The sequence below is a fragment of the Vibrio sp. 10N.286.48.B8 genome (genome assembly GCF_003050085.1).
Taxonomy (GTDB): domain Bacteria; phylum Pseudomonadota; class Gammaproteobacteria; order Enterobacterales; family Vibrionaceae; genus Vibrio; species Vibrio crassostreae.
In genome coordinates this window covers 1-20,514 of record NZ_PIGD01000021.1, presented here as the reverse complement: position 1 = coordinate 20,514, position 20,514 = coordinate 1, and the positions used below count along the sequence as shown (strand labels likewise).

Below are 20,514 nucleotides of genomic sequence, written 5' to 3'. Positions count from 1 at the left end.
TTCCAACTATCTCAAACAAGAGTTTCAGAATTGCCCCTGAAACTCTTGCTCTACCCTTGTTTTTTCAACCAAAAGCATCCATGTTAGGCAGAGACAAAATACCCAAATGAACATATTTATAGGTTTACCAGCATGAGAATCCCTCGTATCCATCACCCAGAACGCATTCATCAGTTAGGTTCACTCGCTTTAGGCGAAGATGCCGCGGGTCATGTTGGTCGTGTCCTTCGCATGAAAGAAGGCCAAGAAGTCCTTCTATTTGATGGCAGTGGTGCTGAATTTCCAGCGACAATCACTGAAGTGTCAAAGAAAAATGTCACCGTTAATGTTTCTGAACGCATCGAGCGCAGCAGCGAATCTCCGTTAGACTTACATTTAGGCCAAGTGATTTCACGTGGTGACAAAATGGAGTTCACCATTCAGAAATCGGTTGAGCTTGGTGTGAACACCATTACCCCTCTAATTTCAGAGCGATGTGGCGTTAAACTTGATACAAAACGCTTTGAGAAAAAACTCGCACAGTGGCAAAAGATTGCTATCGCGGCGTGTGAACAGTGTGGCCGTAATACGGTTCCAGTCATTCGTCCAATTATGCAGCTTGAAGAATGGTGCAGCGAACCAAGCGAAGCACTAAAGCTAAACCTGCACCCTCGAGCAAAGTACTCAATTAACACCCTTCCAGAACCTATCAGCAAGGTACGCCTATTGATTGGTCCTGAAGGTGGCTTGTCGGCTGAAGAAATCGGCATGACAGAGCAATACAAATTTGAAGAGACGCTACTCGGCCCACGTGTACTTCGTACCGAAACAGCTGCTCTAACCGCAATTACTGCCTTACAAGTCCGTTTTGGCGATCTAGGCTAGGAGAAAAAAATGATCAAACTTGGCATCGTAATGGATCCAATTTCATCCATTAACATCAAAAAAGACTCTAGCTTTGCCATGATGCTTGAAGCTCAGCGTCGTGGTTACGAAATCCATTACATGGAAATGGATGATCTACACTTAGATCAAGGCGTAGCCATTGCTGACACTAAGGTTGTAGAACTAAAGGAAGACCCAAACGGTTGGTATGAATTCAAGTCAGAACAGACTATCGCGCTATCTGATTTAGATGCAGTATTGATGCGTAAAGATCCTCCGTTTGATACTGAATACATTTACGCGACCTACATTCTTGAGCGTGCTGAAGAAAACGGCGCACTGATCGTAAACAAGCCACAAAGCCTACGTGACTGTAACGAAAAGTTGTTCACGGCTTGGTTCCCAGAGCTAACACCAACTACCATCGTGACTCGTAAAGCTGAAAAGATTAAAGAGTTTCGTGAGAAGCATGGTGACGTGATCCTAAAACCACTTGATGGTATGGGTGGTGCGTCTATCTTCCGCGTGAAGGAAGGCGATCCAAACGTATCGGTGATCATTGAAACGCTGACCAACCATGGTCAAAACTACGCAATGGCACAAACCTTTGTTCCTGACATCAGCAATGGTGATAAGCGTATTCTTGTGGTTGACGGTGAGCCAATGCCTTACTGCCTAGCTCGTATTCCAGCTAAAGGCGAAACACGCGGCAACCTAGCCGCTGGCGGTACAGGTGAAGCTCGTCCATTAAGTGAAACAGACTGGGCTATTGCACGATCAGTGGCTCCTTCACTAAAAGAAAAAGGCTTAATCTTTGTCGGACTGGATGTTATCGGCGACAAGCTGACAGAAATTAACGTGACCAGCCCTACTTGTATCCGTGAAATTGAAGCTGCTTTTGATATTTCGGTAACAGGTAAATTAATGGACGCAATCGAGCGTCGCGTTAACGCTAAATAGCCTAAACTAAAGAAAGCCTTAGCTATTCGCAAACGGCACAGAATCAATGAGCGGCTTCACGCCGCTCTTTTTCCTTTACTGGGAACACACTGGCAGGAGGCTCTATGAATTTAACGAACCACTTTCTGGTTGCTATGCCCGGAATGAAAGATCCCTACTTTCAAAATTCGGTAATTTACCTTTGTGAGCACAACGACGAAGGTGCGATGGGCTTAATGATCAACGCCCCTATCGATGTCACTGTCGGAAGCATGCTTAAACAAGTTGAGGTTGATTCTGAGCAGCCGAAATCCAACCAAGCAAGTCTTGATAAGCCAGTATTGAACGGTGGGCCGGTCGCAGAAGACCGTGGGTTTATTTTGCACAAACCTAAAGGCAGCTATCAATCCAGCATCAACATGACAGATCAAATCTCAGTGACTACCTCAAAAGATATCTTGATGGTGTTGGGCACAGAAGATGAGCCGATGAATTATTTAGTCGCACTTGGGTATGCAGGATGGGAACCGGGACAACTAGAAACCGAACTTACCGAGAACTCATGGTTAACCGTTGAAGCCGATCCAAAGGTCATCTTCGATACACCGATTTCTGACCGCTGGAAAGTCGCCGTGCAGATGTTAGGCATTAATGCGGCTCAGCTTTCAGCAGACGCTGGTCACGCCTAGCTCAAATCAGCTAAATAAACAGACACTCTCAAACACAGATAAATTTGGAACCCCCATGTCACGAACAATTATGGCATTTGACTACGGTACAAAAAGTATCGGCAGTGCGATAGGACAAGAAATCACAGGCACAGCAAGCCCACTGAAAGCCTTTAAAGCCAAAGACGGAATTCCTAACTGGGACGATATCGAAAAGCAAATTAAGGAGTGGCAACCGAACCTGATTGTGGTTGGCCTTCCTACCGACCTTCATGGCAAAGATCTAGCCACCATCACACCTAGAGCGAAGAAGTTCGCTAACCGCCTTAAAGGGCGCTTTGGTGTTGATGTTGAACTGCATGATGAGAGGCTATCGACTGCAGAAGCAAGAGCCGATCTTTTTGACATGGGTGGCTATAAAGCATTAAGTAAAGGCAATGTAGATAACCAGTCTGCAGTCGTCATTTTAGAGAGCTGGTTTGAAGCGCAATATTCGTAACGAAAATTAAGTGAGCAAAATTTGAACTAATTTGTGATCCCACACGAATTTCACGCCGTAATGTCGATGCAATTCAAAATCAGAACGTGGGAGTTCAAATGAAAATTTTTCTAGCAATCTTCACCGCTCTAACCATTTCAGCATGCAGTTCAATGGGTGGTTCAGCGGGTTACACTGGCGAACAATATCCAACTAAAATTAAATTAGAGAAAGAGCGTGGCTACTCGAACGACAACAACCGTTTTGCTAATCACTAATTTATTCACTTTACAAAAAACCCGCATCTCAGCGGGTTTTTTATTGGCACCAGACACTAGGCATTCAACCTAACCCATGTCTATCTTTACCCCGGCCAAAGCACCAGTCCCGTAGTCATCATCGCCACGTCTGGTTTTTAGCATCAAACGTAAGTCATTAGCAGAGTCAGCACTGTGAAACGCATCCTCTTCGCTGATCTTGCCTGCTACAACTAAATCATATAAAGCTTGGTCAAAGGTCTGCATACCAATCTCTTTTGATTTTGCCATGGTTGCTTTCAGTTCATGTAGTTCACCACGACGAATCAAGTCAGACACACGAGGGCTGTTGAGTAGAATCTCAAACACACCATGGCGACCGCTGCCATTCTTATCTCTGATTAATTGCTGAGCCACCACACCACGCAAGTTCATCGACAAATCAAACAAGAACTGCTCTTTTTGTTCCTTCGGTACCAAGTGGAGAATACGTTCTAACGCTTGGTTAGCGTTATTGGCGTGCAAAGTTGCCATACACAAGTGACCCGTTTCAGCAAAGGTCATCGCGTATTCCATGGTTTCACGGCTACGGATTTCGCCAATCAAGATCATGTCTGGCGCTTGACGTAACGAGTTCTTAAGTGCGACTTCATAGCTCTCGGTGTCGAGCCCAACTTCACGTTGAGTCACGATACATTTTTTATGTTCGTGAACGAATTCAATTGGGTCTTCAACCGTCAAGATATGCCCCGAGCGGTTGGTATTGCGATAACCAGTCATCGCAGCCATTGAGGTCGATTTACCAGAGCCTGTCGCCCCAACCACCAACACAAGTCCGCGCTTAGCGATTGAAAGGTCCTGCAGTACATCTGGAAGCTTTAATTGCTCAAAGGTTGGGATGTTAGTCTCGATACGTCGAATGACCGCTCCAGGTAGCTCTCGTTGAAAGAATGCACTGACACGAAAACGCCCAAAGTCACGCACTATGGCAAAATTAGCCTCACGCGTTTGCTGATATTCATCACGTCGGTCTTGATCCATCATCGCATCAAGTAGTTGAGCGATCTGAACCGAATTCAGCTTCTCGCCTTGCGGTCGTAGTTCACCATCGACACGGAACAAGACAGGCGCATCGACGGTGATATAAAGATCGGACGCTTTTTGAGACAGCATTCCCTCAAGGATTTGATTCAATTCCATTATGTGCACCTTGATTAAAACATTGAGGTTTCAATTTCGATTTTTTTCTCAACCTCTTCCGAGTCAACCAAGCCTTGAGCCATCAGCTGCTTCGCGTTTTGCTCCATGGTTTGCATGCCATGTGCTGCGCCCGTTTGAATGATCGAATACATCTGAGCGACCTTGTCTTCACGAATCAAGTTTCTAATCGCTGGTGTCGCCATCATGATTTCATGGCAAGCCACACGACCACCCCCTACACGTTTTAGCAGCTTCTGTGCAATCACCGATCGTAACGATTCAGACAGCATTGAACGCACCATGTCTTTATCGCTACCAGGGAAAACATCAATGATACGGTCAATCGTTTTTGCTGCAGAGCTGGTATGTAGGGTACCAAAAACCAAGTGACCGGTTTCCGCTGCGGTTAGCGCTAAGCTGATCGTCTCTTGGTCACGAAGCTCACCAACAAGGATAACATCTGGGTCTTCACGTAACGCGCTGCGCAGCGCCGCTTTAAAGCTGTGAGTATCACGATGGACCTCACGCTGATTAACAAGGCATTTATTGTTGGTGTGAACGAATTCAATCGGGTCTTCGATCGTCAGGATATGTTTGTTGTGGTTACGGTTTACGTAATCAACCATCGCCGCAAGGGTCGTTGATTTACCAGAGCCAGTTGGGCCAGTAACGAGCACTAAACCTTTTTCGTAGTTGGCAATCTTTTCAAAGATTTCAGGCGCACCTAGTTGATCTAAAGTTGGGATCTCTACAGGGATAGTTCGAAAGACAGCTGAGCAACCACGAGCTTGGTTAAAAGCGTTAACACGGAAGCGACCAACATTGGGTAATTCAAAAGAGAAGTCGACTTCCAGTTTTTCCTCGAACTCGCCGCGCTGCGAGTCGCTCATGATCTCAAAAACTAAACGGTGCACATCAGCATGACTCAAAGCTGGTATTCCAAGCTTCCTTACTTCACCATCTATACGTACCATTGGAGATACACCCGCAGAAAGATGTAGATCTGACGCGTTATGCTTTACACTAAAATCTAGTAACTCAGTGATATCCATTTATTTTCCCTTAAGTAAAGTCAGCTATGAGTAGTATTCAACAAAATATCGAACAAATCACCTCACAGATTCGTAGTGCTGAGCAAAAGTGCGGACGAGCTCCAGAGTCCGTGCAACTTTTAGCAGTCAGCAAAACTAAACCTATTGATGCGATTCTAGAAGCCGCACTCGGAGGCCAAGTTGCCTTTGGTGAAAACTATGTTCAAGAAGGTGTTGATAAAGTAAAACACTTTTCAGAACAACATTCTAACCTAAATTTAGAGTGGCATTTTATTGGTCCAATTCAGTCCAATAAAACTCGTCCAATTGCGGAAAGCTTCCAATGGGTACATTCCGTTGATCGCGATAAGATCGCACAAAGACTTAATGATCAACGTCCAAGCGAACTTCCACCTCTACAGGTGCTGATTCAGGTAAACACCAGTGGTGAAGAGTCCAAGTCAGGAACCTCAGAAGAGACAGTTTTTGCACTTGCGGAGTTGATTTCGTCGCTCCCTAACCTCACCTTAAGAGGATTGATGTCGATTCCTGCAAACGTCTCTGACTATCAATCACAGCTTAATGCTTTCTCTCAACTGGCAGAGCTTAAAGATAAGTTATCCGCGAAGTATTCAGACATTGATACCCTTTCGATGGGAATGAGTGGTGATATGGATGCAGCAGTTGAGGCTGGCAGCACAATGGTTCGTATTGGAACGGCTATTTTCGGCGCTCGTGATTACGCGAAATAGCCGTAGTAGCTAACCAACGACAAGTATTGATACCGCTTCGCCTTATCCGCGCAGCGACACGCTCAGGATTTTATATATGGAACATAAGAACATCGCCTTTATTGGGGCGGGAAACATGGTTCGCTCAATTGTAGCGGGCTTAGTCGCGAGTGGTTACCCAACGCAAAAGATTACGGCAACCGCACCTTCAGAAACCAGAAGGTTGCCGTTAGAACAAGAATACGGCATCAATACCACCAGCGATAATATTGCAGCAGCAGAGCAAGCAGACGTTGTTGTGTTATCCGTGAAGCCACAAATGATGGCTGATGTATGTAAGCCCTTACAAGATATCGACTTCAGCAACAAACTGGTTATCTCAATTGCCGCGGGTATTAATGCGAATCGACTCAATGAGATGTTAAACTGCCAGCTAAACCTTGTTCGTGTGATGCCAAACACGCCATCACTACTTGGGAAGGGGATGAGCGGTCTTTATGCCGATTCAACCGTTAGCCAAGATGATAAAGACTTTGCTTCTCAGCTGATGCAAGCTGTAGGTGAAGTAAGCTGGGTTGAGCAAGAGTCTGGTATCAATAACATTATTGCGGCGGCGGGTAGTGCTCCGGCTTACTTCTTCCTGTTTATGGAAGCGATGCAAGCAGAAGCAGTCAACCAAGGCTTCGACCAAGAAACCGCTCGTAAATTAGTTCAGCAGTCTGCGTTAGGCGCGGCAGAGATGGTGGTAGCAAACCAAGAGACTGAATTATCAACACTGCGTGAACAAGTGACATCAAAAGGCGGCACGACCGCAGAAGCACTACGCACGTTTAATGAACATCAACTATCAGACATCGTAGCCAAAGCCATGCAAGCGGCGGTTGCTCGAGCTGAAGAGATGGAAAAACTGTTTTAGTACCAATCAAGGTAAACAAGCATTTTGCCGCTCAGGTTATATCTAAGCGGCAAGTAAATCCGAAAAAGGAAACAATATGAACTCGATGAGCTTTCTGATCTCGACTGTTTTTGATCTTTACATCATGGTTGTGATCTTGCGTATCTGGCTACAAGCATCACGTGCAGATTTCTACAATCCATTCTCACAATTCATCGTAAAAGCGACACAACCGGTTGTTGCCCCACTACGCCGAGTTATTCCGTCAATCGGCAGCCTTGATCTTGCGACGGTTGTTTTTGCTTATGTGCTGTGTGTACTTAAGTTCGTTGCGCTAAACCTGATTATCTCTGGCGGCGCTGCCGTTTTCGATATTAGCTTCCTAATCTTTGGTGCACTGTCTCTGCTCAAAGCGGCTGGTGGTTTAATTTTCTGGGTTCTACTTATCCGTGCAATCCTAAGCTGGGTAAGCCAAGGTCGTAGCCCAATCGAGTACGTATTCCATCAACTGACTGAACCAATGTTAGTGCCTATCCGCCGTATCCTTCCGGACATGGGTGGTTTCGACCTAAGCGTACTGGTTCTGTTCATTGTTCTGCAATTTGCGAACTTCCTAATGGGCGACATGATTGGTCCTATTTGGTATCAGCTATAATTCAAGTACAAACATCAGGTACTTTGACGATGCCAAAAGCGGTTTGGGCCGAGGAAGACGATATTCTTCTTAGGCTCTATATCCAACCTAAAGCAAGCCGAGACAAAATTGTTGGCTTGCATGGTGAGGAACTAAAAATTGCCATTACCGCCCCACCGGTAGATGGCAAAGCCAATGCCCATTTAGCGAAATACTTAGCGAAACAGTTTAAGGTCGCAAAAGGGCAAATTAAGATAGAGAAGGGAGAGCTCGGTCGGCATAAGCAAGTTCGAATATGCTCGCCAAGCCAAATCCCAACTGAAGTCAAAGCCATCCTATGATGGCTTTTTGCTATTTATTGGAGTCACTATGCGTCTATGGATTACAGCACTACTCACTGCTCTTATTGCCCTACCTAGTTGGGCAGGGCAGTTTAAAAACATCAAAGATGTCGAGGTTCACTACTCGGCTTTTAATTCCACGTTTCTAACTGCGCAAGTCGCTAAGCAATACAAACTTAAGCGAAATGGATACTCAGCAATCCTCAACATCAGCGTGTTAGACAAGGCTTCCCTAGGCAAGCCTGCTACAACGGCTAAAATTACGGGAACAACGAAGAACCTCGTTGGAAACACCCGAACTTTGAAGTTTCGAGAAATCAAAGAAGGTGATGCGATTTATTACCTTGCTGAGTTCCCTGTAACTCACGAAGAGAACATCACCTTTAACATCGATGTTAACGCAGGCTTGAAAGGCACTGGCCCACTGCGCTTCACACAGAAATTCTATATAGAAGAGTAAGCTATCCCTTACTTTTCATTTATTCACTTATTAGAGTCACATTCCCATGAGCAAGATTGTTTTAGCAACAGGCAACCAAGGTAAAGTTCGCGAGATGGCAGATATTCTGTCTGAGTTTGGCTTTGACGTGGTCGCACAAAGTGAATTTAACGTTTCAGAAGTCGCTGAAACGGGGACAACTTTCATTGAAAATGCCATCATCAAAGCTCGCCACGCCGCGAAAGAAACAGGACAGCCAGCGATTGCTGACGACTCAGGTTTAGAGGTTGATTACTTAAATGGTGCTCCGGGCATCTACTCAGCGCGTTACTCAGGTGAAGGGGCAACCGATAAACAGAACATCGAAAAATTGCTAAACGCGATGCAAGGTGTCGAAACTGAAAAGCGTACTGCGCGTTTCCACTGTGTGTTGGTGCTAATGCGTCACGAGAATGATCCAACACCTCTAGTGTGTCACGGGAAATGGGAAGGTCGCATCCTTACCGAAGAACATGGTGAGAATGGCTTTGGCTACGATCCCGTATTCTTTGTTCCAGAAGATAACTGCGCATCAGCAGAGCTTGAATCTTCACGTAAGAAGCAACTATCACACCGTGGTAAAGCGCTTGCGTCACTATTAAAGACTCTCAAGGAGCAAGCTCTGTAATGCACAATGCAGCGCTAATACCACCCGCACTTAGCCTCTATGTCCACATCCCATGGTGTGTACAAAAGTGTCCGTATTGTGATTTTAACTCTCACGCCCGCAAAGCCGAGATCCCAGAGAAAGAGTACATCGATGCACTGCTTGAGGATCTCGATACCGATATCGAAAAATATCAGCTCAATGGTATGCCTCGTCCATTGCACTCAATCTTTATAGGTGGAGGAACTCCGAGTTTATTCTCTCCTGAAGGCATCGGGCGGTTACTACAAGGTATTGAGCAACGTATTCCGTTCAAACCTGAAATAGAAATCACCATGGAAGCCAACCCGGGAACTATCGAAGCTGAGCGTTTTGCAGGTTACCAAAAGGCAGGAGTGAGTCGAATCTCGGTGGGTGTGCAAAGTTTTGAGCAAGATAAGCTTGAAAGACTTGGGCGTATTCATGGTCAAGACGAAGCTGTGAATGCCGCTCATTTAGCGCATAAAATTGAATTGAATAGCTTCAATCTAGACTTAATGCACGGCTTACCCGATCAGAGCATTGATCAGGCACTGTCTGATTTAGACAAAGCGATCGAGCTCGATCCTCCGCATTTATCTTGGTATCAGCTAACAATAGAACCTAACACCATGTTCTATTATAAAACGCCAAAGCTACCTGACGATGATGACCTTTGGGATATATTCGACCTAGGCCATAAGAAGCTCGCAGACGCAGGGTATGTACAGTACGAAATCTCAGGCTACAGCAAGCCTGGATATCAATGCCAACATAACCTCAACTACTGGCGCTTCGGTGACTACTTAGGTATTGGCTGTGGCTCTCATGGCAAGCTGAGCTTTGCTGATGGGCGCATTGTTCGCACCACTAAGGTTAAGCATCCTAGAGGCTACCTAGCAGCGTACCAGAACATGGTGAAGCCTTATCTATCAGACGAATTTGAAGTGCCCAATGAAGACCGCCCTTTTGAGTTCTTCATGAACCGCTTTAGGCTAATGGAAGCATGTCCAAAGCAAGATTTTATCGATACGACTGGGCTTGGTTTTGACTCGATTCAAGAAACTATTGAATGGGCAAAAGAGCTAGGCTACTTGAATGAAACCGACACTCACTGGCAGATAACAGAAAAAGGGAAGCTATTCCTCAACGATTTGCTGGAAGCTTTTATGGCAGAAGAGGACGAATAGATTCGAGAGATATTGTGTAAGGGTTGGTTTTAGGGCCAACCCTTTTTATTTTATAGCCCCCTCTTGGAGCGAAGCGTTCTACAGGACGAAGTCCGTGCTCGCATCTTTCTCTTAGAAAATAGAACGACCAATTCGCTCAGAAAGCAACTCTAGCGCCTTAGTACCTGCTAAAGAGTTACCAGAAGGGTCAAGCTCTGGAGACCACACCGCAATAGTCATTTCGCCAGGAACGATAGCGATAATACCGCCACCCACACCCGATTTACCTGGCATCCCAACACGGTAAGCAAACTCACCAGCCCCATCATACAAACCGCATGTCGCAAGCAAAGCATTCAACTGCTTGGTTTGAACTGGCGTGATGATCTCTTTCTTGGTTTGAACCGACACACCTTTGTTTGCCAAATAGCTAAAGGTTTTTGCCAAGTCCACACACGTCATTTTAAGCGCACAGGCATGAAAGTAGTTATTCAAAACAGGGATAACATCATTTTCAAAGTTACCAAATGAACGCATCAAGTAAGCGATAGCCGCATTACGATCGCTGTGCATCATTTCTGAAGCCGCTACTATCTTGTCATAGACTATATGGGTGTCGCCCGACAACTGACGCACAAACTCCAATAAGCGGTGTCTAGGCGCAGATAAGCGGCTTTGTAGTAGGTCTGCAACGACAATTGCGCCCGCATTAATGAACGGGTTACGGGGAATCCCATGCTCCATCTCAAGCTGAATCATAGAGTTAAAGGCTTGGCCAGAAGGCTCTTTGCCTACGCGTTGCCAAATCTCTTCAGGCTTGTATAACACCATAGCTAATGTCAGGCTCAAGGCTTTAGAGATGGATTGCACAGAAAAGGCTTCCTCTGCATCACCCGCTTGAATCACCTCACCTTCATTGGTGTATACCGCAATCGCCAGTTTCTGGTTCGATACGCGAGCCAATGCAGGGATATAATCAGCAACCTTTCCCTGACCAATTAGGGGACGAACTTCGTCTAAAATCTCGGCTAAAATAGCTTGAGTTGGTTTCATGTATGCTTACTTCTATATTGTTATTTTTGTAGGGTTCTAACATTACTTTCTGTCCTTAAACCTTTATCGCAATAAAAGCCTAAGGACAAAAAAGCCAACATTACAATAATGTTGGCTTTAATCAATCCCACAAAGTGTAAGGTTTAACCTAAAGCAGGTTTACCTTCACTTGTTGTGCTCGAGAATTACTTAGTACGCTTGTACTTAATATCCCAAACACCATGACCAAGACGGTGGCCACGAGCTTCAAATTTAGTCAGTGGACGCTCATCTGGGCGAGGAATGTAATCACCATCTTCAGCGATATTCTCGAAGCCTGGAGCAACGTTCATCACTTCAATCATGTGCTCTGCGTAGTTTTCCCAGTCTGTTGCCATGTGGAAAATACCAGTATCAAGTTGAAGCTTACCGCGAACCATTTCTGCAAACTCAGCCTTAACGATACGACGTTTGTGGTGACGAGCTTTGTGCCATGGGTCAGGGAAGAACAGTTGCAGTGTATGCAGGCTGCTATCTGGAATCATGTGTTCAAATACTTCTACTGCATCGTGACACATTACACGCAGGTTAGTTACGCCAGCATCACGCGCTGTACCTAAACAAGCACCAACACCTGGGCTGTGAACTTCAATACCTAAGAAGTTTTTCTCAGGTGCGTTCTTTGCCATTTCAACCAGTGATGCACCCATACCGAAGCCAATTTCTAGTACAACTGGGTTATCGTTGCCAAATACTTCTTTCCAGTTAAGAAGCTCTGGGTTGTAGTCGATACCCATTGTTGGCCAACATTCATTCATCGCGTTTTCTTGGCCTTTTGTTAAGCGGCCTTCGCGGCGAACAAAACTACGGATCTTACGAACCAGTTTGCCGTCTTCAGTATATTCGTTAGTGGTCACTTCACTCATTGATTTTTGCCTGCACATTGATTAATCAAAGCGGGGATTATCCAAAGAATTGCCTTCGGTGCAAGTCTTTCCGTGGATAAATTCCCACACAATTTGTCTGTTTTACATCCAACGTTAAGTGTGGTGCAATTTCGCTTCTAATAATAGCAAAGCATAGAGCATGTCGTGACTCCTTTCGCAACCGCCATATTAAAGTGGTATGACGCCTACGGGCGTAAAGAATTACCTTGGCAACAAAACAAAACCGCCTACACCGTTTGGCTATCTGAAATTATGCTTCAGCAGACTCAAGTCGCCACGGTGATTCCATACTACCAGCGATTCTTAGAACGCTTTCCAACGGTTATCGACCTAGCGAACGCCGAACAAGATGAGGTTCTGCACTTATGGACAGGGCTTGGTTACTACGCACGAGCTCGCAATCTACATAAAGCAGCCAAGATCGTTGCTGAGCAATATGGTGGTGAATTTCCGCTTTCTATCGAAGAGATGAACGCGCTACCGGGCATAGGTCGCTCGACGGCAGCTGCAGTGCTGTCTTCGGTTCACAAACTTCCTCATGCGATTCTTGATGGCAATGTAAAACGAACACTTGCGAGAAGCTTTGCCGTTGAAGGTTGGCCAGGACAAAAGAAAGTCGAGAACCAGCTCTGGGAACACGCCGAAGCACACACACCGAAGAAAGATGTCGATAAGTACAATCAAGCAATGATGGATATGGGCGCGATGGTTTGCACCCGTAGCAAGCCTAAATGTGCGTTGTGCCCGATTGAAAGCATGTGTGAAGCCAAGAAACTTGATAAACAACTCGACTTTCCAGGTAAGAAACCTAAGAAAGAAAAACCAGTAAAAGAAACATGGTTTGTGATTCTGTACCACAACAATCAAGTATGGCTCGAACAACGCCCTCAATCTGGTATCTGGGGAGGGCTATTCTGTTTCCCTCAAAATGAAAATGCAGAGATCGAACATCAGTTAGATCTTCGCTCGATCAAAGACAGTGAAACCGATTCAATCGAGACCATGATTGCGTTTCGACATACTTTCAGCCACTACCACTTAGATATCACGCCAGTATTAGTGAAATTAGATAAACAACCAGATTTGATAATGGAAGGGACTAAAGGTCTCTGGTATAACTTATCAAAACCGGAAGAAATTGGCCTAGCCGCTCCTGTAAAGCAGCTTATTGAGAGCCTACCCTTTGAACTGAACGACGCCGTTTGAATCAACGAACGCCATAAGAGGAACCACTATGAGCCGCACTGTATTTTGTGCTCGCCTTCAAAAAGATGCTGAAGGCCTAGATTTTCAACTTTACCCAGGTGACTTAGGTAAACGTATCTTTGACAACGTGTCTAAAGAAGCTTGGGGACAATGGCAAAGCAAGCAAACAATGCTGATCAATGAAAAGAAGCTAAACATGATGGATCCTGAACATCGTAAACTTCTTGAAACTGAGATGGTTAACTTCCTTTTCGAAGGTAAAGATGTCGTAATTGATGGCTATACTCCACCAAGCGAATAAGACATTTATTTAAGCAATTTTTAATGACATCATGGTTAACGCTGCGATGTCATTTTTGTATGAGGAACTATGAAAAAGCTAAGTTACTTCCTAACAGCCATGTTATTAACTGGCTGCAGCCGTGAATTTGTCGAAAGCATTTATGATGTTAATTATGAGCCGACCAACCGATTTGTAAGCAATTTGGCAGAGCTACCCGGTCAGTTTGAAAAAGACACCGGAGCACTAGACTCTTTGATTAATAGCTTTTCTGGCAATATCCAAAAGCGCTGGGGCAGCAGTGAAGTAAAGATGGCCGGTAAAAGTAACTATGTGAAATACATAGATAATTACCTAAGCCGTTCAGAAGTAAACTTTAGCGAAGGCCTCATAACGGTAGAAACCGTCTCCTCTACTGAGCCTAAAAAACACCTCAAAAACGCGATCATGACAACGCTTTTGACGCCTGATGATCCGGCGCATGTCGATCTATTCTCTTCCAAAAGCATCAAGTTAGAAGGCAAACCTTTCCTCTATAATCAAGTTGTAGACCAAGATAAAAAGCCCATTCAATGGACATGGCGCGCTAACCAATTCGCGGATTACCTGATCGCTAACAACCTAAAAACCAAAGAAGTCGACTTTAAAAAAGCCTATTACGTTGAGATCCCAATGGTAGCCGATCACGCTAGCCAGCGTAGTTACCAATACGCCGACATCGTTCGACGAGCATCTCAGCGTTACGACATTCCTGAAGACTTGATCTACGCAATAATCAAGACAGAGAGTAGTTTCAACCCATACGCGGTGAGTTGGGCAAATGCATACGGTCTGATGCAAGTGGTGCCTAAAACCGCAGGTCGAGATGTCTTTAAACTAGTAAAGAACAAGCCTGGAGAGCCCAGCCCAGAGTATTTATTCAATCCAGAAAACAACATTGATGCTGGCACCGCATATTTTTACATCCTTAAAAATCGTTATTTGAAAGACGTAAAACATCCGACAACGCTCGAATACAGTATGATTTCAGCATACAACGGCGGCACGGGTGGCGTGCTCAACACCTTCAGTAAGGACAGAAAACGAGCAATGCGAGACTTAAACTCGCTGCAACCTAGCCAAGCGTACTGGGCTCTTACTAAGAAACACCCAAACAAAGAGTCGCGCCGATACTTAGAAAAAGTAACAAAATTCAAGAAAGATTTTAACCAAGGTAAAACGTAAGCCTCACTTTTGAATAAAAAAACAACTAACGAACGTTTTTTTTAATTATTTTCAAAAAAGGTGTTGACGGTTATGCAGAAAATCCGTTTAATAGCGCTCCGTTGCCCGGATAGCTCAGTCGGTAGAGCAGAGGATTGAAAATCCTCGTGTCGGTGGTTCGATTCCGCCTCCGGGCACCACAATTTGATTTGTTGGTGTCAACACTCTTTAACAGGGAGTGGTAGCACGGACGAAAGCATAAAGAATTTAGTGTGCCGACTTAGCTCAGTAGGTAGAGCAACTGACTTGTAATCAGTAGGTCACCAGTTCGACTCCGGTAGTCGGCACCATTCTTTTGCCTCGATAGCTCAGTCGGTAGAGCAGCGGATTGAAAATCCGCGTGTCGGTGGTTCGATTCCGCCTCGAGGCACCATTATTTGGTGCTTAACAAATAATGGTCTTTATAGACCTGATGTTGAAACAAATAATTCCCCTTTAGTTCAGTTGGTAGAACGGCGGACTGTTAATCCGTATGTCGCAAGTTCAAGTCTTGCAAGGGGAGCCACATTCAAGAAAGCCAAGTCGAAAGACTTGGCTTTTTTTCGTTTGAACAAAAACAAACTCTATTCAATAGACACATCAGCTCAACGCAACTCTTAATCAGTCTCGATAAGTTGAGTTATATCCTTCTAGTACCTTCACTACAGCAGTTGATTCTAAGTTCTATAAAGAACCTCTATTCCAACAGAACCAACTAATCCCAGAAATCCCCTTCCCCACCTTAACTCCGTAAACCGTCACATCAAAACAAACAGAATTCCATTTCATTACTTTTTTTTCTTCGAAAATTTAATCTCTATCATGTTTTGATATCTTTCTAATATCTGCCATACACGACTTAGATTAAGATTCGATGAACTATACCTAATACTAATTATTGAATCGCTGCGCGGGGAAACATGAAACTAAAAACGCAAGCTTACTTATTATCGGGCATCATCTTGATCGCCCTGCTAGCACTGACCGCTACTGGTTTATGGACATTGAGAGTCGCGAGCAACATGGACAACAAAGCTCGCGTGACCGAGCTATTTAAGAGTGCATACAGCATCCTTACTGAAGTCGAAAAAATGGCGATTGATGGCACTCTAGAAGAAGAGCAAGCTAAGCAACTAGCTACTCGCCTTCTACGTAACAACATCTATAAAGATAATGAATATGTTTACGTAGCCGATGAGAACATGACGTTTGTCGCGACACCATTAGATCCTCAATTACACGGAACCAGCTTTAACGACTTTAAAGATGGCAACGGGAATAGTGTTGGTCAGCTAATCCAAAGAGTACTTGGTAATCGTACTGGGCAGATCATTGAGTACACCTGGACACAAAAACTGCCAGATGGAACGATTGAAGAAAAACTGTCTATAGCAGAGAAAACACCACATTGGGGCTGGGTTGTCGGAACAGGTATCGGGTTCAATGAAGTTAACGCTCGTTTCTGGTCTACCGCTCAATGGCAGCTGTTCCTTTGTGTCGTGATTGCTGGTCTTATTCTATCGAGCCTAATTGTATCTATTAAACGCATGCTAGCGCTTCTTGGTGGCGAACCTAAAGATGTAAGAGAAGCTGTACAAGCCGTAGCACAAGGTCGAATTCAAACCTCTTTCGAAACTCAGGCGACAGACGGCAGTATTTACCACGCCGTACAACAAATGAGTAAGTCACTGGCTGAGTTGGTATCAAACCTGGACGCTTCAATGCTGGCATTAAGGGGAGAACTGCAGCGCGTAGAAGACCGTGCTGGGTCAATTGCTCAACTGACAGAGACCCAACAACAATCAACAGAGATGATCGCGACAGCAATGACCGAAATGGCCTCTTCAGCTAATAATGTCGCTGATTCAGCTAGCGATACCGCGCGCAACACCGATGAGGCCGATAAACAGAGCCAGCATACCCAACGACTCATTCACAACACAGTGGACAACATTCAAGGCCTAGCTGGCCAACTAGGCACAGCAAGCGAAGCGGTCGCTAACCTAGATAACGATGTAAACAACATTGCGAAAGTATTGGATGTGATTGGTGATATAGCGGAGCAAACTAACCTGTTGGCACTTAACGCTGCCATTGAAGCAGCTCGAGCTGGCGAACAAGGTCGTGGATTTGCGGTTGTAGCAGATGAGGTTCGTAACCTTGCAGGCCGAACACAATCGAGCACCAAAGAAATCCAATTAATGATTAACAACCTTCAAGAAGGATCTCGCAACGCAATTCAAACCATGGAAGTTTGTGCCGCGACCAGTGAAAGTACCGTAACAGAGTCTCAAAACGCCTCTGAAGCACTACAACAGATTGTTGTCGCATTAGAGTCCATTTCATCAATGAGTCATCAAATCGCAACTGCGGCCGCTGAGCAGACTCAGGTGAGCGATGATATATCGAAGCGTATTAATATGATCGAAGAGAGCGGTAACCAACTGAGCAATGTCGTAACAGAAAGTCATAGCAGTACCCAAACTCTTGCCTCTCTTTCAAACGAATTAGAAGCTTGGGTTAATAGGTTTGAAGTAAAACACTAAACTCCCTAGAAAATTTTTAAATAAAAAAGCACGTTTTCATACGTGCTTTTTTTATTTCGGCGCCCATTCAGTGTAGTTAACCGTAGTTTTACTATCTTTTAGGGCATGCTAGACCTAGGTTTTTCACCCCAAACGAGCAAAAACAACCCACTAAGTATAGAAAAACATCAAACGATACTTTTTTTGCAATTTAATGTTGACCCAGAACGCGAAAACACGTTTAATACACCTCGTCGCCCGGATAGCTCAGTCGGTAGAGCAGAGGATTGAAAATCCTCGTGTCGGTGGTTCGATTCCGCCTCCGGGCACCACAATTTATTTGTTGGTGTCCTAGACAACAACAATAAAGCACAAAGAAATATTATGTGCCGACTTAGCTCAGTAGGTAGAGCAACTGACTTGTAATCAGTAGGTCACCAGTTCGACTCCGGTAGTCGGCACCATTTCTTTAAAGCTTTAAGAATAATTCCCCTTTAGTTCAGTTGGTAGAACGGCGGACTGTTAATCCGTATGTCGCAAGTTCAAGTCTTGCAAGGGGAGCCAAGTTAATCATCAAGCATAAGCTTTTTGATTCATGATGCCGACTTAGCTCAGTAGGTAGAGCAACTGACTTGTAATCAGTAGGTCACCAGTTCGATTCCGGTAGTCGGCACCATTCTCTTGATTAGAGACTAAACAATCAATTCCCCTTTAGTTCAGTTGGTAGAACGGCGGACTGTTAATCCGTATGTCGCAAGTTCAAGTCTTGCAAGGGGAGCCAATTAAAAAAAGCCGCATCATTGATGCGGCTTTTTTGCATCTAAAGATGCATAACTTCTCAATACAACTACCCTCACATTTCAAATATCATATTCAATTCAAAAACCAACCGTTTTTATATCCATCCAAAGCTACAAATCTTCGCCACTTAACTCCCTTCAAAATCGTCCAACAACAAACGACACATTCACGTAAGAGTCACTCATAGTACGTTACTACTCATTTTATTATTGAGAAGATCGGCTGAACAAATCAATGCTAAGCCTAGAGATGACAAAGCTAAATAACAAATCAAATAAGCGCTAGAAAAACTCTGTAAGGCGCTTCAATCCAAATGATACACAAGTCACTCTTTATCAAAACTATCCACTACAATAGCGCCCATAGAGGCTGGCATTGAAATAACAATCACTCTTTTGATCGATACAACTGGGTCACTCAACAGAGGTAATTTGTCCAAGCAAGTCAGTACCAAAGCAACGACCAATGCCGTCATAACATAAGCAATAACTATTCTGAAAATAAACACCGGCAACCGTGCAACAACATCTTTTTGAAAGACACTCTCATACGTATAGAAGCCTAAGAACACCGCAGACAGTAAAAATAACAGCAATAGATTAGCGGTAGGTAAAGTCTCCCCTAACTTCCAAGCCTCTTCAGAAAAAGAAATTGGCACGGCCAAAGCAAAAGATCCCACAAAGATCTGGCTCGCATCTTCAAAGTTAAAACTCAATTTCATAGTTCGACCCACTAGGTTTAAGGCTTTATCTATTTCTTAAAATAATCACAAAACTATCCGCCGATGGCTTGAGGGATTTTCTTCCTACCAAGTAAACAGTAATGACCTTTCTAATTTCATATTAGTCGCAATAGCCAAAACATAGCTTGAACTAACCAGCAAGAAATCAATATGCTCAGAGTAAAGTGGTCAACACAACAGATTCATGTCGAGTCAACAAACACATCAGAGTCGAAGAGAGACCGGTAAACATCCCCTAAGGACCTACACTTAGAACCAGAGAATCTCAATCCGGTTGGGTGATCAATACAATTAATAGTGGTTTAAGCTTAATGCATTAAGTCGACTCATTAAGGGCTATAGTGTTCTTAGCAGAAACATCCATGATGGATTCCTAATTACACATCAGAACTACCCTCTAGATTCATAGATTGAACAGAAATCAGGTTTCGTAGACGAAGGGCTGTTAGCTAATACTTGAACTTGATAAAGCAAACATCCACAAACGCAGGGCACGTAGGATGAGTTGTAAGGCTTATAGAGCCACAGGTATTGAAATGGGCATGCTGATTAGAACAGTCTCATGAACCTAACTTACAACGTCGTATAGCTCGAGTGTTTGAGCACTCAGCCGCGTTTGAAGTCATGCTAGTGCCAACTCACAACTGGAGTCAGAAATGATGTCACCCTAATCGTAGGGTTTGGGTTTGGGTTTGGGTAACACGTAGGCTACAGGAAAGTCTTTTGTGCAAGTTATTCGACTGACGTGCGAAGCACTATGATTTAGATGCAAAAAAGCCCCGTTATTTCTAGCGAGGCTTCTTATAAGTAATGGAGTGACTGGGGTCGTAGCCGACCGGGACTCCTTGGTCAAAGACCAAATTATCAACACCCAGAAACGGCGAAAGCCTAGTCGTAAGACTAGGCTTTCTAATAAGTGGCGGAGTGGACGGGACTCGAACCCGCGACCCCCGGCGTGACAGGCCGGTATTCTAACCAACTGAACTACCACTCCGCAGTGTCTATTCAGCTTAAAGTAATTTGAGCCTGACGATGTCCTACTCTCACATGGGGAAGCCCCACACTACCATCGGCGCTATTGTGTTTCACTTCTGAGTTCGGCATGGAATCAGGTGGGTCCACAATGCTATGGTCGTCAAACAAATTCTGTTGTTAACTTGATGAATCAAATCAACTAAATAGTGGTGCTGATACCCAGACTCGAACTGGGGACCTCACCCTTACCAAGGGTGCGCTCTACCGGGCTGAGCTATATCAGCAATTCAAATATCGTTTAAAAACGATTCTGAAAACTTTTTGTCTTCACTTTTTAAAAAAGTGAAAATAAATTTGGAGCTTGGCGATGTCCTACTCTCACATGGGGAAGCCCCACACTACCATCGGCGCTATTGTGTTTCACTTCTGAGTTCGGCATGGAATCAGGTGGGTC

21 protein-coding genes, 11 tRNA genes and 2 rRNA genes are annotated in these 20,514 nt (G+C 44.5%); 25 read left to right on the top strand and 9 right to left on the bottom strand.

What is annotated here, in order from left to right; all coding sequences use genetic code 11:
• Positions 1–132 precede the first annotated feature (132 nt).
• The 5 genes from rsmE (at position 133) to CWO08_RS24050 (ending at position 3,227) form a co-directional block, all read left to right on the top strand.
• Entirely contained in the window at positions 133–864 is a 732-nt protein-coding gene (gene rsmE, locus CWO08_RS19665; RefSeq protein WP_055319636.1) for a 16S rRNA (uracil(1498)-N(3))-methyltransferase, read from the top strand.
• Positions 865–873: 9 nt separating this feature from the next.
• Positions 874–1,824, top strand: coding sequence for a glutathione synthase (gshB, locus tag CWO08_RS19660; protein WP_108020956.1), 951 nt, complete (start codon positions 874–876; stop codon positions 1,822–1,824).
• A 104-nt stretch (positions 1,825–1,928) separates the two neighbouring features.
• Complete coding sequence (locus CWO08_RS19655) at positions 1,929–2,492, top strand: YqgE/AlgH family protein (RefSeq protein WP_048611435.1); 564 nt, start codon at positions 1,929–1,931, stop codon at positions 2,490–2,492.
• A gap of 55 nt (positions 2,493–2,547) precedes the next feature.
• Positions 2,548–2,970 (top strand): Holliday junction resolvase RuvX, encoded by a 423-nt coding sequence (ruvX, locus tag CWO08_RS19650; RefSeq protein ID WP_048659417.1) that lies wholly within the window; start codon positions 2,548–2,550, stop codon positions 2,968–2,970.
• A 98-nt stretch (positions 2,971–3,068) separates the two neighbouring features.
• Complete coding sequence (locus tag CWO08_RS24050; RefSeq protein WP_165886710.1) at positions 3,069–3,227, top strand: hypothetical protein; 159 nt, start codon at positions 3,069–3,071, stop codon at positions 3,225–3,227.
• 69 nt (positions 3,228–3,296) lie between these two features.
• Here the strand turns inward: CWO08_RS24050 and CWO08_RS19645 are convergent, their stop codons facing one another.
• Together CWO08_RS19645 and CWO08_RS19640 are read right to left on the bottom strand one after the other, a co-directional pair.
• Positions 3,297–4,406, bottom strand: coding sequence for a PilT/PilU family type 4a pilus ATPase (locus tag CWO08_RS19645; RefSeq protein WP_108020955.1), 1,110 nt, complete (start codon positions 4,404–4,406; stop codon positions 3,297–3,299).
• A 14-nt stretch (positions 4,407–4,420) separates the two neighbouring features.
• On the bottom strand, positions 4,421–5,458 hold the full coding sequence (locus CWO08_RS19640) for a type IV pilus twitching motility protein PilT (protein ID WP_048659419.1): 1,038 nt from the start codon (positions 5,456–5,458) through the stop codon (positions 4,421–4,423).
• A gap of 26 nt (positions 5,459–5,484) precedes the next feature.
• Here CWO08_RS19640 and CWO08_RS19635 point away from each other — a divergent pair, with 26 nt between their 5' ends.
• The 7 genes from CWO08_RS19635 to hemW all read left to right on the top strand — a co-directional run bounded on the left by CWO08_RS19635 (position 5,485) and on the right by hemW (position 10,331).
• Positions 5,485–6,189, top strand: a complete 705-nt coding sequence (locus tag CWO08_RS19635) for a YggS family pyridoxal phosphate-dependent enzyme (protein ID WP_108020954.1) — start codon at positions 5,485–5,487, stop codon at positions 6,187–6,189.
• Positions 6,190–6,265: 76 nt separating this feature from the next.
• Positions 6,266–7,084 carry a pyrroline-5-carboxylate reductase gene (gene proC, locus CWO08_RS19630; RefSeq protein ID WP_108020953.1) on the top strand — a complete coding sequence of 273 codons (819 nt, stop codon included), beginning with the start codon at positions 6,266–6,268 and terminating at the stop codon, positions 7,082–7,084.
• Positions 7,085–7,160: 76 nt separating this feature from the next.
• Entirely contained in the window at positions 7,161–7,718 is a 558-nt protein-coding gene (locus CWO08_RS19625) for a YggT family protein (RefSeq protein WP_017067798.1), read from the top strand.
• A gap of 29 nt (positions 7,719–7,747) precedes the next feature.
• Positions 7,748–8,038, top strand: coding sequence for a DUF167 family protein YggU (gene yggU, locus CWO08_RS19620; RefSeq protein WP_009847703.1), 291 nt, complete (start codon positions 7,748–7,750; stop codon positions 8,036–8,038).
• A gap of 28 nt (positions 8,039–8,066) precedes the next feature.
• Positions 8,067–8,498: a DUF4426 domain-containing protein gene (locus CWO08_RS19615; RefSeq protein WP_108020952.1), complete on the top strand. Its 432-nt coding sequence runs from the start codon at positions 8,067–8,069 to the stop codon at positions 8,496–8,498.
• A 46-nt stretch (positions 8,499–8,544) separates the two neighbouring features.
• Positions 8,545–9,144 carry an XTP/dITP diphosphatase gene (locus CWO08_RS19610; protein ID WP_048668738.1) on the top strand — a complete coding sequence of 200 codons (600 nt, stop codon included), beginning with the start codon at positions 8,545–8,547 and terminating at the stop codon, positions 9,142–9,144.
• Positions 9,144–10,331 (top strand): radical SAM family heme chaperone HemW, encoded by a 1,188-nt coding sequence (gene hemW / locus CWO08_RS19605; protein ID WP_108020951.1) that lies wholly within the window; start codon positions 9,144–9,146, stop codon positions 10,329–10,331. The genes CWO08_RS19610 and hemW overlap by 1 nt, the downstream gene beginning before the upstream one ends.
• 111 nt (positions 10,332–10,442) lie before the next feature.
• On the opposite strand, the gene glsB is transcribed toward hemW, so the two are convergent.
• Together glsB and trmB are read right to left on the bottom strand one after the other, a co-directional pair.
• Entirely contained in the window at positions 10,443–11,363 is a 921-nt protein-coding gene (gene glsB / locus CWO08_RS19600; RefSeq protein WP_048668736.1) for a glutaminase B, read from the bottom strand.
• A 185-nt stretch (positions 11,364–11,548) separates the two neighbouring features.
• On the bottom strand, positions 11,549–12,268 hold the full coding sequence (trmB, locus tag CWO08_RS19595) for a tRNA (guanosine(46)-N7)-methyltransferase TrmB (RefSeq protein WP_010435641.1): 720 nt from the start codon (positions 12,266–12,268) through the stop codon (positions 11,549–11,551).
• A 165-nt stretch (positions 12,269–12,433) separates the two neighbouring features.
• Between trmB and mutY the strand changes: the two genes are divergently transcribed.
• From mutY to CWO08_RS19530, 13 genes are all read left to right on the top strand, one after another.
• Positions 12,434–13,495 (top strand): A/G-specific adenine glycosylase, encoded by a 1,062-nt coding sequence (gene mutY / locus CWO08_RS19590; RefSeq protein WP_048659427.1) that lies wholly within the window; start codon positions 12,434–12,436, stop codon positions 13,493–13,495.
• Between the two features lie 28 nt (positions 13,496–13,523).
• Positions 13,524–13,796: an oxidative damage protection protein gene (locus CWO08_RS19585; protein WP_010435637.1), complete on the top strand. Its 273-nt coding sequence runs from the start codon at positions 13,524–13,526 to the stop codon at positions 13,794–13,796.
• 69 nt (positions 13,797–13,865) lie between these two features.
• Positions 13,866–14,999, top strand: coding sequence for a membrane-bound lytic murein transglycosylase MltC (mltC, locus tag CWO08_RS19580; protein ID WP_048659428.1), 1,134 nt, complete (start codon positions 13,866–13,868; stop codon positions 14,997–14,999).
• 103 nt (positions 15,000–15,102) lie between these two features.
• A tRNA-Phe gene (locus CWO08_RS19575) sits at positions 15,103–15,178 on the top strand.
• 74 nt (positions 15,179–15,252) lie between these two features.
• A tRNA-Thr gene (locus CWO08_RS19570) sits at positions 15,253–15,328 on the top strand.
• Positions 15,329–15,335: 7 nt separating this feature from the next.
• A tRNA-Phe gene (locus CWO08_RS19565) sits at positions 15,336–15,411 on the top strand.
• A gap of 56 nt (positions 15,412–15,467) precedes the next feature.
• Positions 15,468–15,543 (top strand) — tRNA-Asn (locus CWO08_RS19560).
• 394 nt (positions 15,544–15,937) lie between these two features.
• Positions 15,938–17,563 carry a methyl-accepting chemotaxis protein gene (locus tag CWO08_RS19555; RefSeq protein WP_102530121.1) on the top strand — a complete coding sequence of 542 codons (1,626 nt, stop codon included), beginning with the start codon at positions 15,938–15,940 and terminating at the stop codon, positions 17,561–17,563.
• A 235-nt stretch (positions 17,564–17,798) separates the two neighbouring features.
• Positions 17,799–17,874, top strand: a tRNA-Phe gene (locus CWO08_RS19550).
• 56 nt (positions 17,875–17,930) lie between these two features.
• A tRNA-Thr gene (locus CWO08_RS19545) sits at positions 17,931–18,006 on the top strand.
• Positions 18,007–18,030: 24 nt separating this feature from the next.
• A tRNA-Asn gene (locus CWO08_RS19540) sits at positions 18,031–18,106 on the top strand.
• 36 nt (positions 18,107–18,142) lie between these two features.
• Positions 18,143–18,218: transfer RNA gene (locus CWO08_RS19535), tRNA-Thr, on the top strand.
• A 29-nt stretch (positions 18,219–18,247) separates the two neighbouring features.
• Positions 18,248–18,323 (top strand) — tRNA-Asn (locus tag CWO08_RS19530).
• Between the two features lie 345 nt (positions 18,324–18,668).
• Here CWO08_RS19530 and CWO08_RS19525 read toward each other — a convergent pair.
• The 5 genes from CWO08_RS19525 to rrf (CWO08_RS19505) form a co-directional block, all read right to left on the bottom strand.
• Positions 18,669–19,064 carry a DUF2391 family protein gene (locus tag CWO08_RS19525; RefSeq protein WP_017060180.1) on the bottom strand — a complete coding sequence of 132 codons (396 nt, stop codon included), beginning with the start codon at positions 19,062–19,064 and terminating at the stop codon, positions 18,669–18,671.
• A gap of 938 nt (positions 19,065–20,002) precedes the next feature.
• Positions 20,003–20,079: transfer RNA gene (locus CWO08_RS19520), tRNA-Asp, on the bottom strand.
• A 30-nt stretch (positions 20,080–20,109) separates the two neighbouring features.
• Positions 20,110–20,225: ribosomal RNA gene (rrf, locus tag CWO08_RS19515) — 5S ribosomal RNA — on the bottom strand.
• Between the two features lie 42 nt (positions 20,226–20,267).
• Positions 20,268–20,344, bottom strand: a tRNA-Thr gene (locus CWO08_RS19510).
• A 75-nt stretch (positions 20,345–20,419) separates the two neighbouring features.
• Positions 20,420–20,514: ribosomal RNA gene (gene rrf / locus CWO08_RS19505) — 5S ribosomal RNA — on the bottom strand; the annotation flags it as partial.

What these genes read in the sequence shown, in the direction of transcription:
- mltC (WP_048659428.1), top strand. Translation starts at nt 13,866, where the DNA reads ATGAAAAAGCTAAGTTACTTCCTAACAGCCATGTTATTAACTGGCTGC.
- glsB (WP_048668736.1), bottom strand. Translation starts at nt 11,363, where the DNA reads ATGAAACCAACTCAAGCTATTTTAGCCGAGATTTTAGACGAAGTTCGT.
- gshB (WP_108020956.1), top strand. Translation starts at nt 874, where the DNA reads ATGATCAAACTTGGCATCGTAATGGATCCAATTTCATCCATTAACATC.
- hemW (WP_108020951.1), top strand. Translation starts at nt 9,144, where the DNA reads ATGCACAATGCAGCGCTAATACCACCCGCACTTAGCCTCTATGTCCAC.
- rsmE (WP_055319636.1), top strand. Translation starts at nt 133, where the DNA reads ATGAGAATCCCTCGTATCCATCACCCAGAACGCATTCATCAGTTAGGT.
- CWO08_RS24050 (WP_165886710.1), top strand. Translation starts at nt 3,069, where the DNA reads ATGAAAATTTTTCTAGCAATCTTCACCGCTCTAACCATTTCAGCATGC.
- CWO08_RS19615 (WP_108020952.1), top strand. Translation starts at nt 8,067, where the DNA reads ATGCGTCTATGGATTACAGCACTACTCACTGCTCTTATTGCCCTACCT.
- CWO08_RS19655 (WP_048611435.1), top strand. Translation starts at nt 1,929, where the DNA reads ATGAATTTAACGAACCACTTTCTGGTTGCTATGCCCGGAATGAAAGAT.
- CWO08_RS19555 (WP_102530121.1), top strand. Translation starts at nt 15,938, where the DNA reads ATGAAACTAAAAACGCAAGCTTACTTATTATCGGGCATCATCTTGATC.
- CWO08_RS19525 (WP_017060180.1), bottom strand. Translation starts at nt 19,064, where the DNA reads ATGAAATTGAGTTTTAACTTTGAAGATGCGAGCCAGATCTTTGTGGGA.
- trmB (WP_010435641.1), bottom strand. Translation starts at nt 12,268, where the DNA reads ATGAGTGAAGTGACCACTAACGAATATACTGAAGACGGCAAACTGGTT.
- CWO08_RS19645 (WP_108020955.1), bottom strand. Translation starts at nt 4,406, where the DNA reads ATGGAATTGAATCAAATCCTTGAGGGAATGCTGTCTCAAAAAGCGTCC.
- CWO08_RS19610 (WP_048668738.1), top strand. Translation starts at nt 8,545, where the DNA reads ATGAGCAAGATTGTTTTAGCAACAGGCAACCAAGGTAAAGTTCGCGAG.
- CWO08_RS19625 (WP_017067798.1), top strand. Translation starts at nt 7,161, where the DNA reads ATGAACTCGATGAGCTTTCTGATCTCGACTGTTTTTGATCTTTACATC.
- ruvX (WP_048659417.1), top strand. Translation starts at nt 2,548, where the DNA reads ATGTCACGAACAATTATGGCATTTGACTACGGTACAAAAAGTATCGGC.
- CWO08_RS19585 (WP_010435637.1), top strand. Translation starts at nt 13,524, where the DNA reads ATGAGCCGCACTGTATTTTGTGCTCGCCTTCAAAAAGATGCTGAAGGC.
- yggU (WP_009847703.1), top strand. Translation starts at nt 7,748, where the DNA reads ATGCCAAAAGCGGTTTGGGCCGAGGAAGACGATATTCTTCTTAGGCTC.
- CWO08_RS19640 (WP_048659419.1), bottom strand. Translation starts at nt 5,458, where the DNA reads ATGGATATCACTGAGTTACTAGATTTTAGTGTAAAGCATAACGCGTCA.
- CWO08_RS19635 (WP_108020954.1), top strand. Translation starts at nt 5,485, where the DNA reads ATGAGTAGTATTCAACAAAATATCGAACAAATCACCTCACAGATTCGT.
- proC (WP_108020953.1), top strand. Translation starts at nt 6,266, where the DNA reads ATGGAACATAAGAACATCGCCTTTATTGGGGCGGGAAACATGGTTCGC.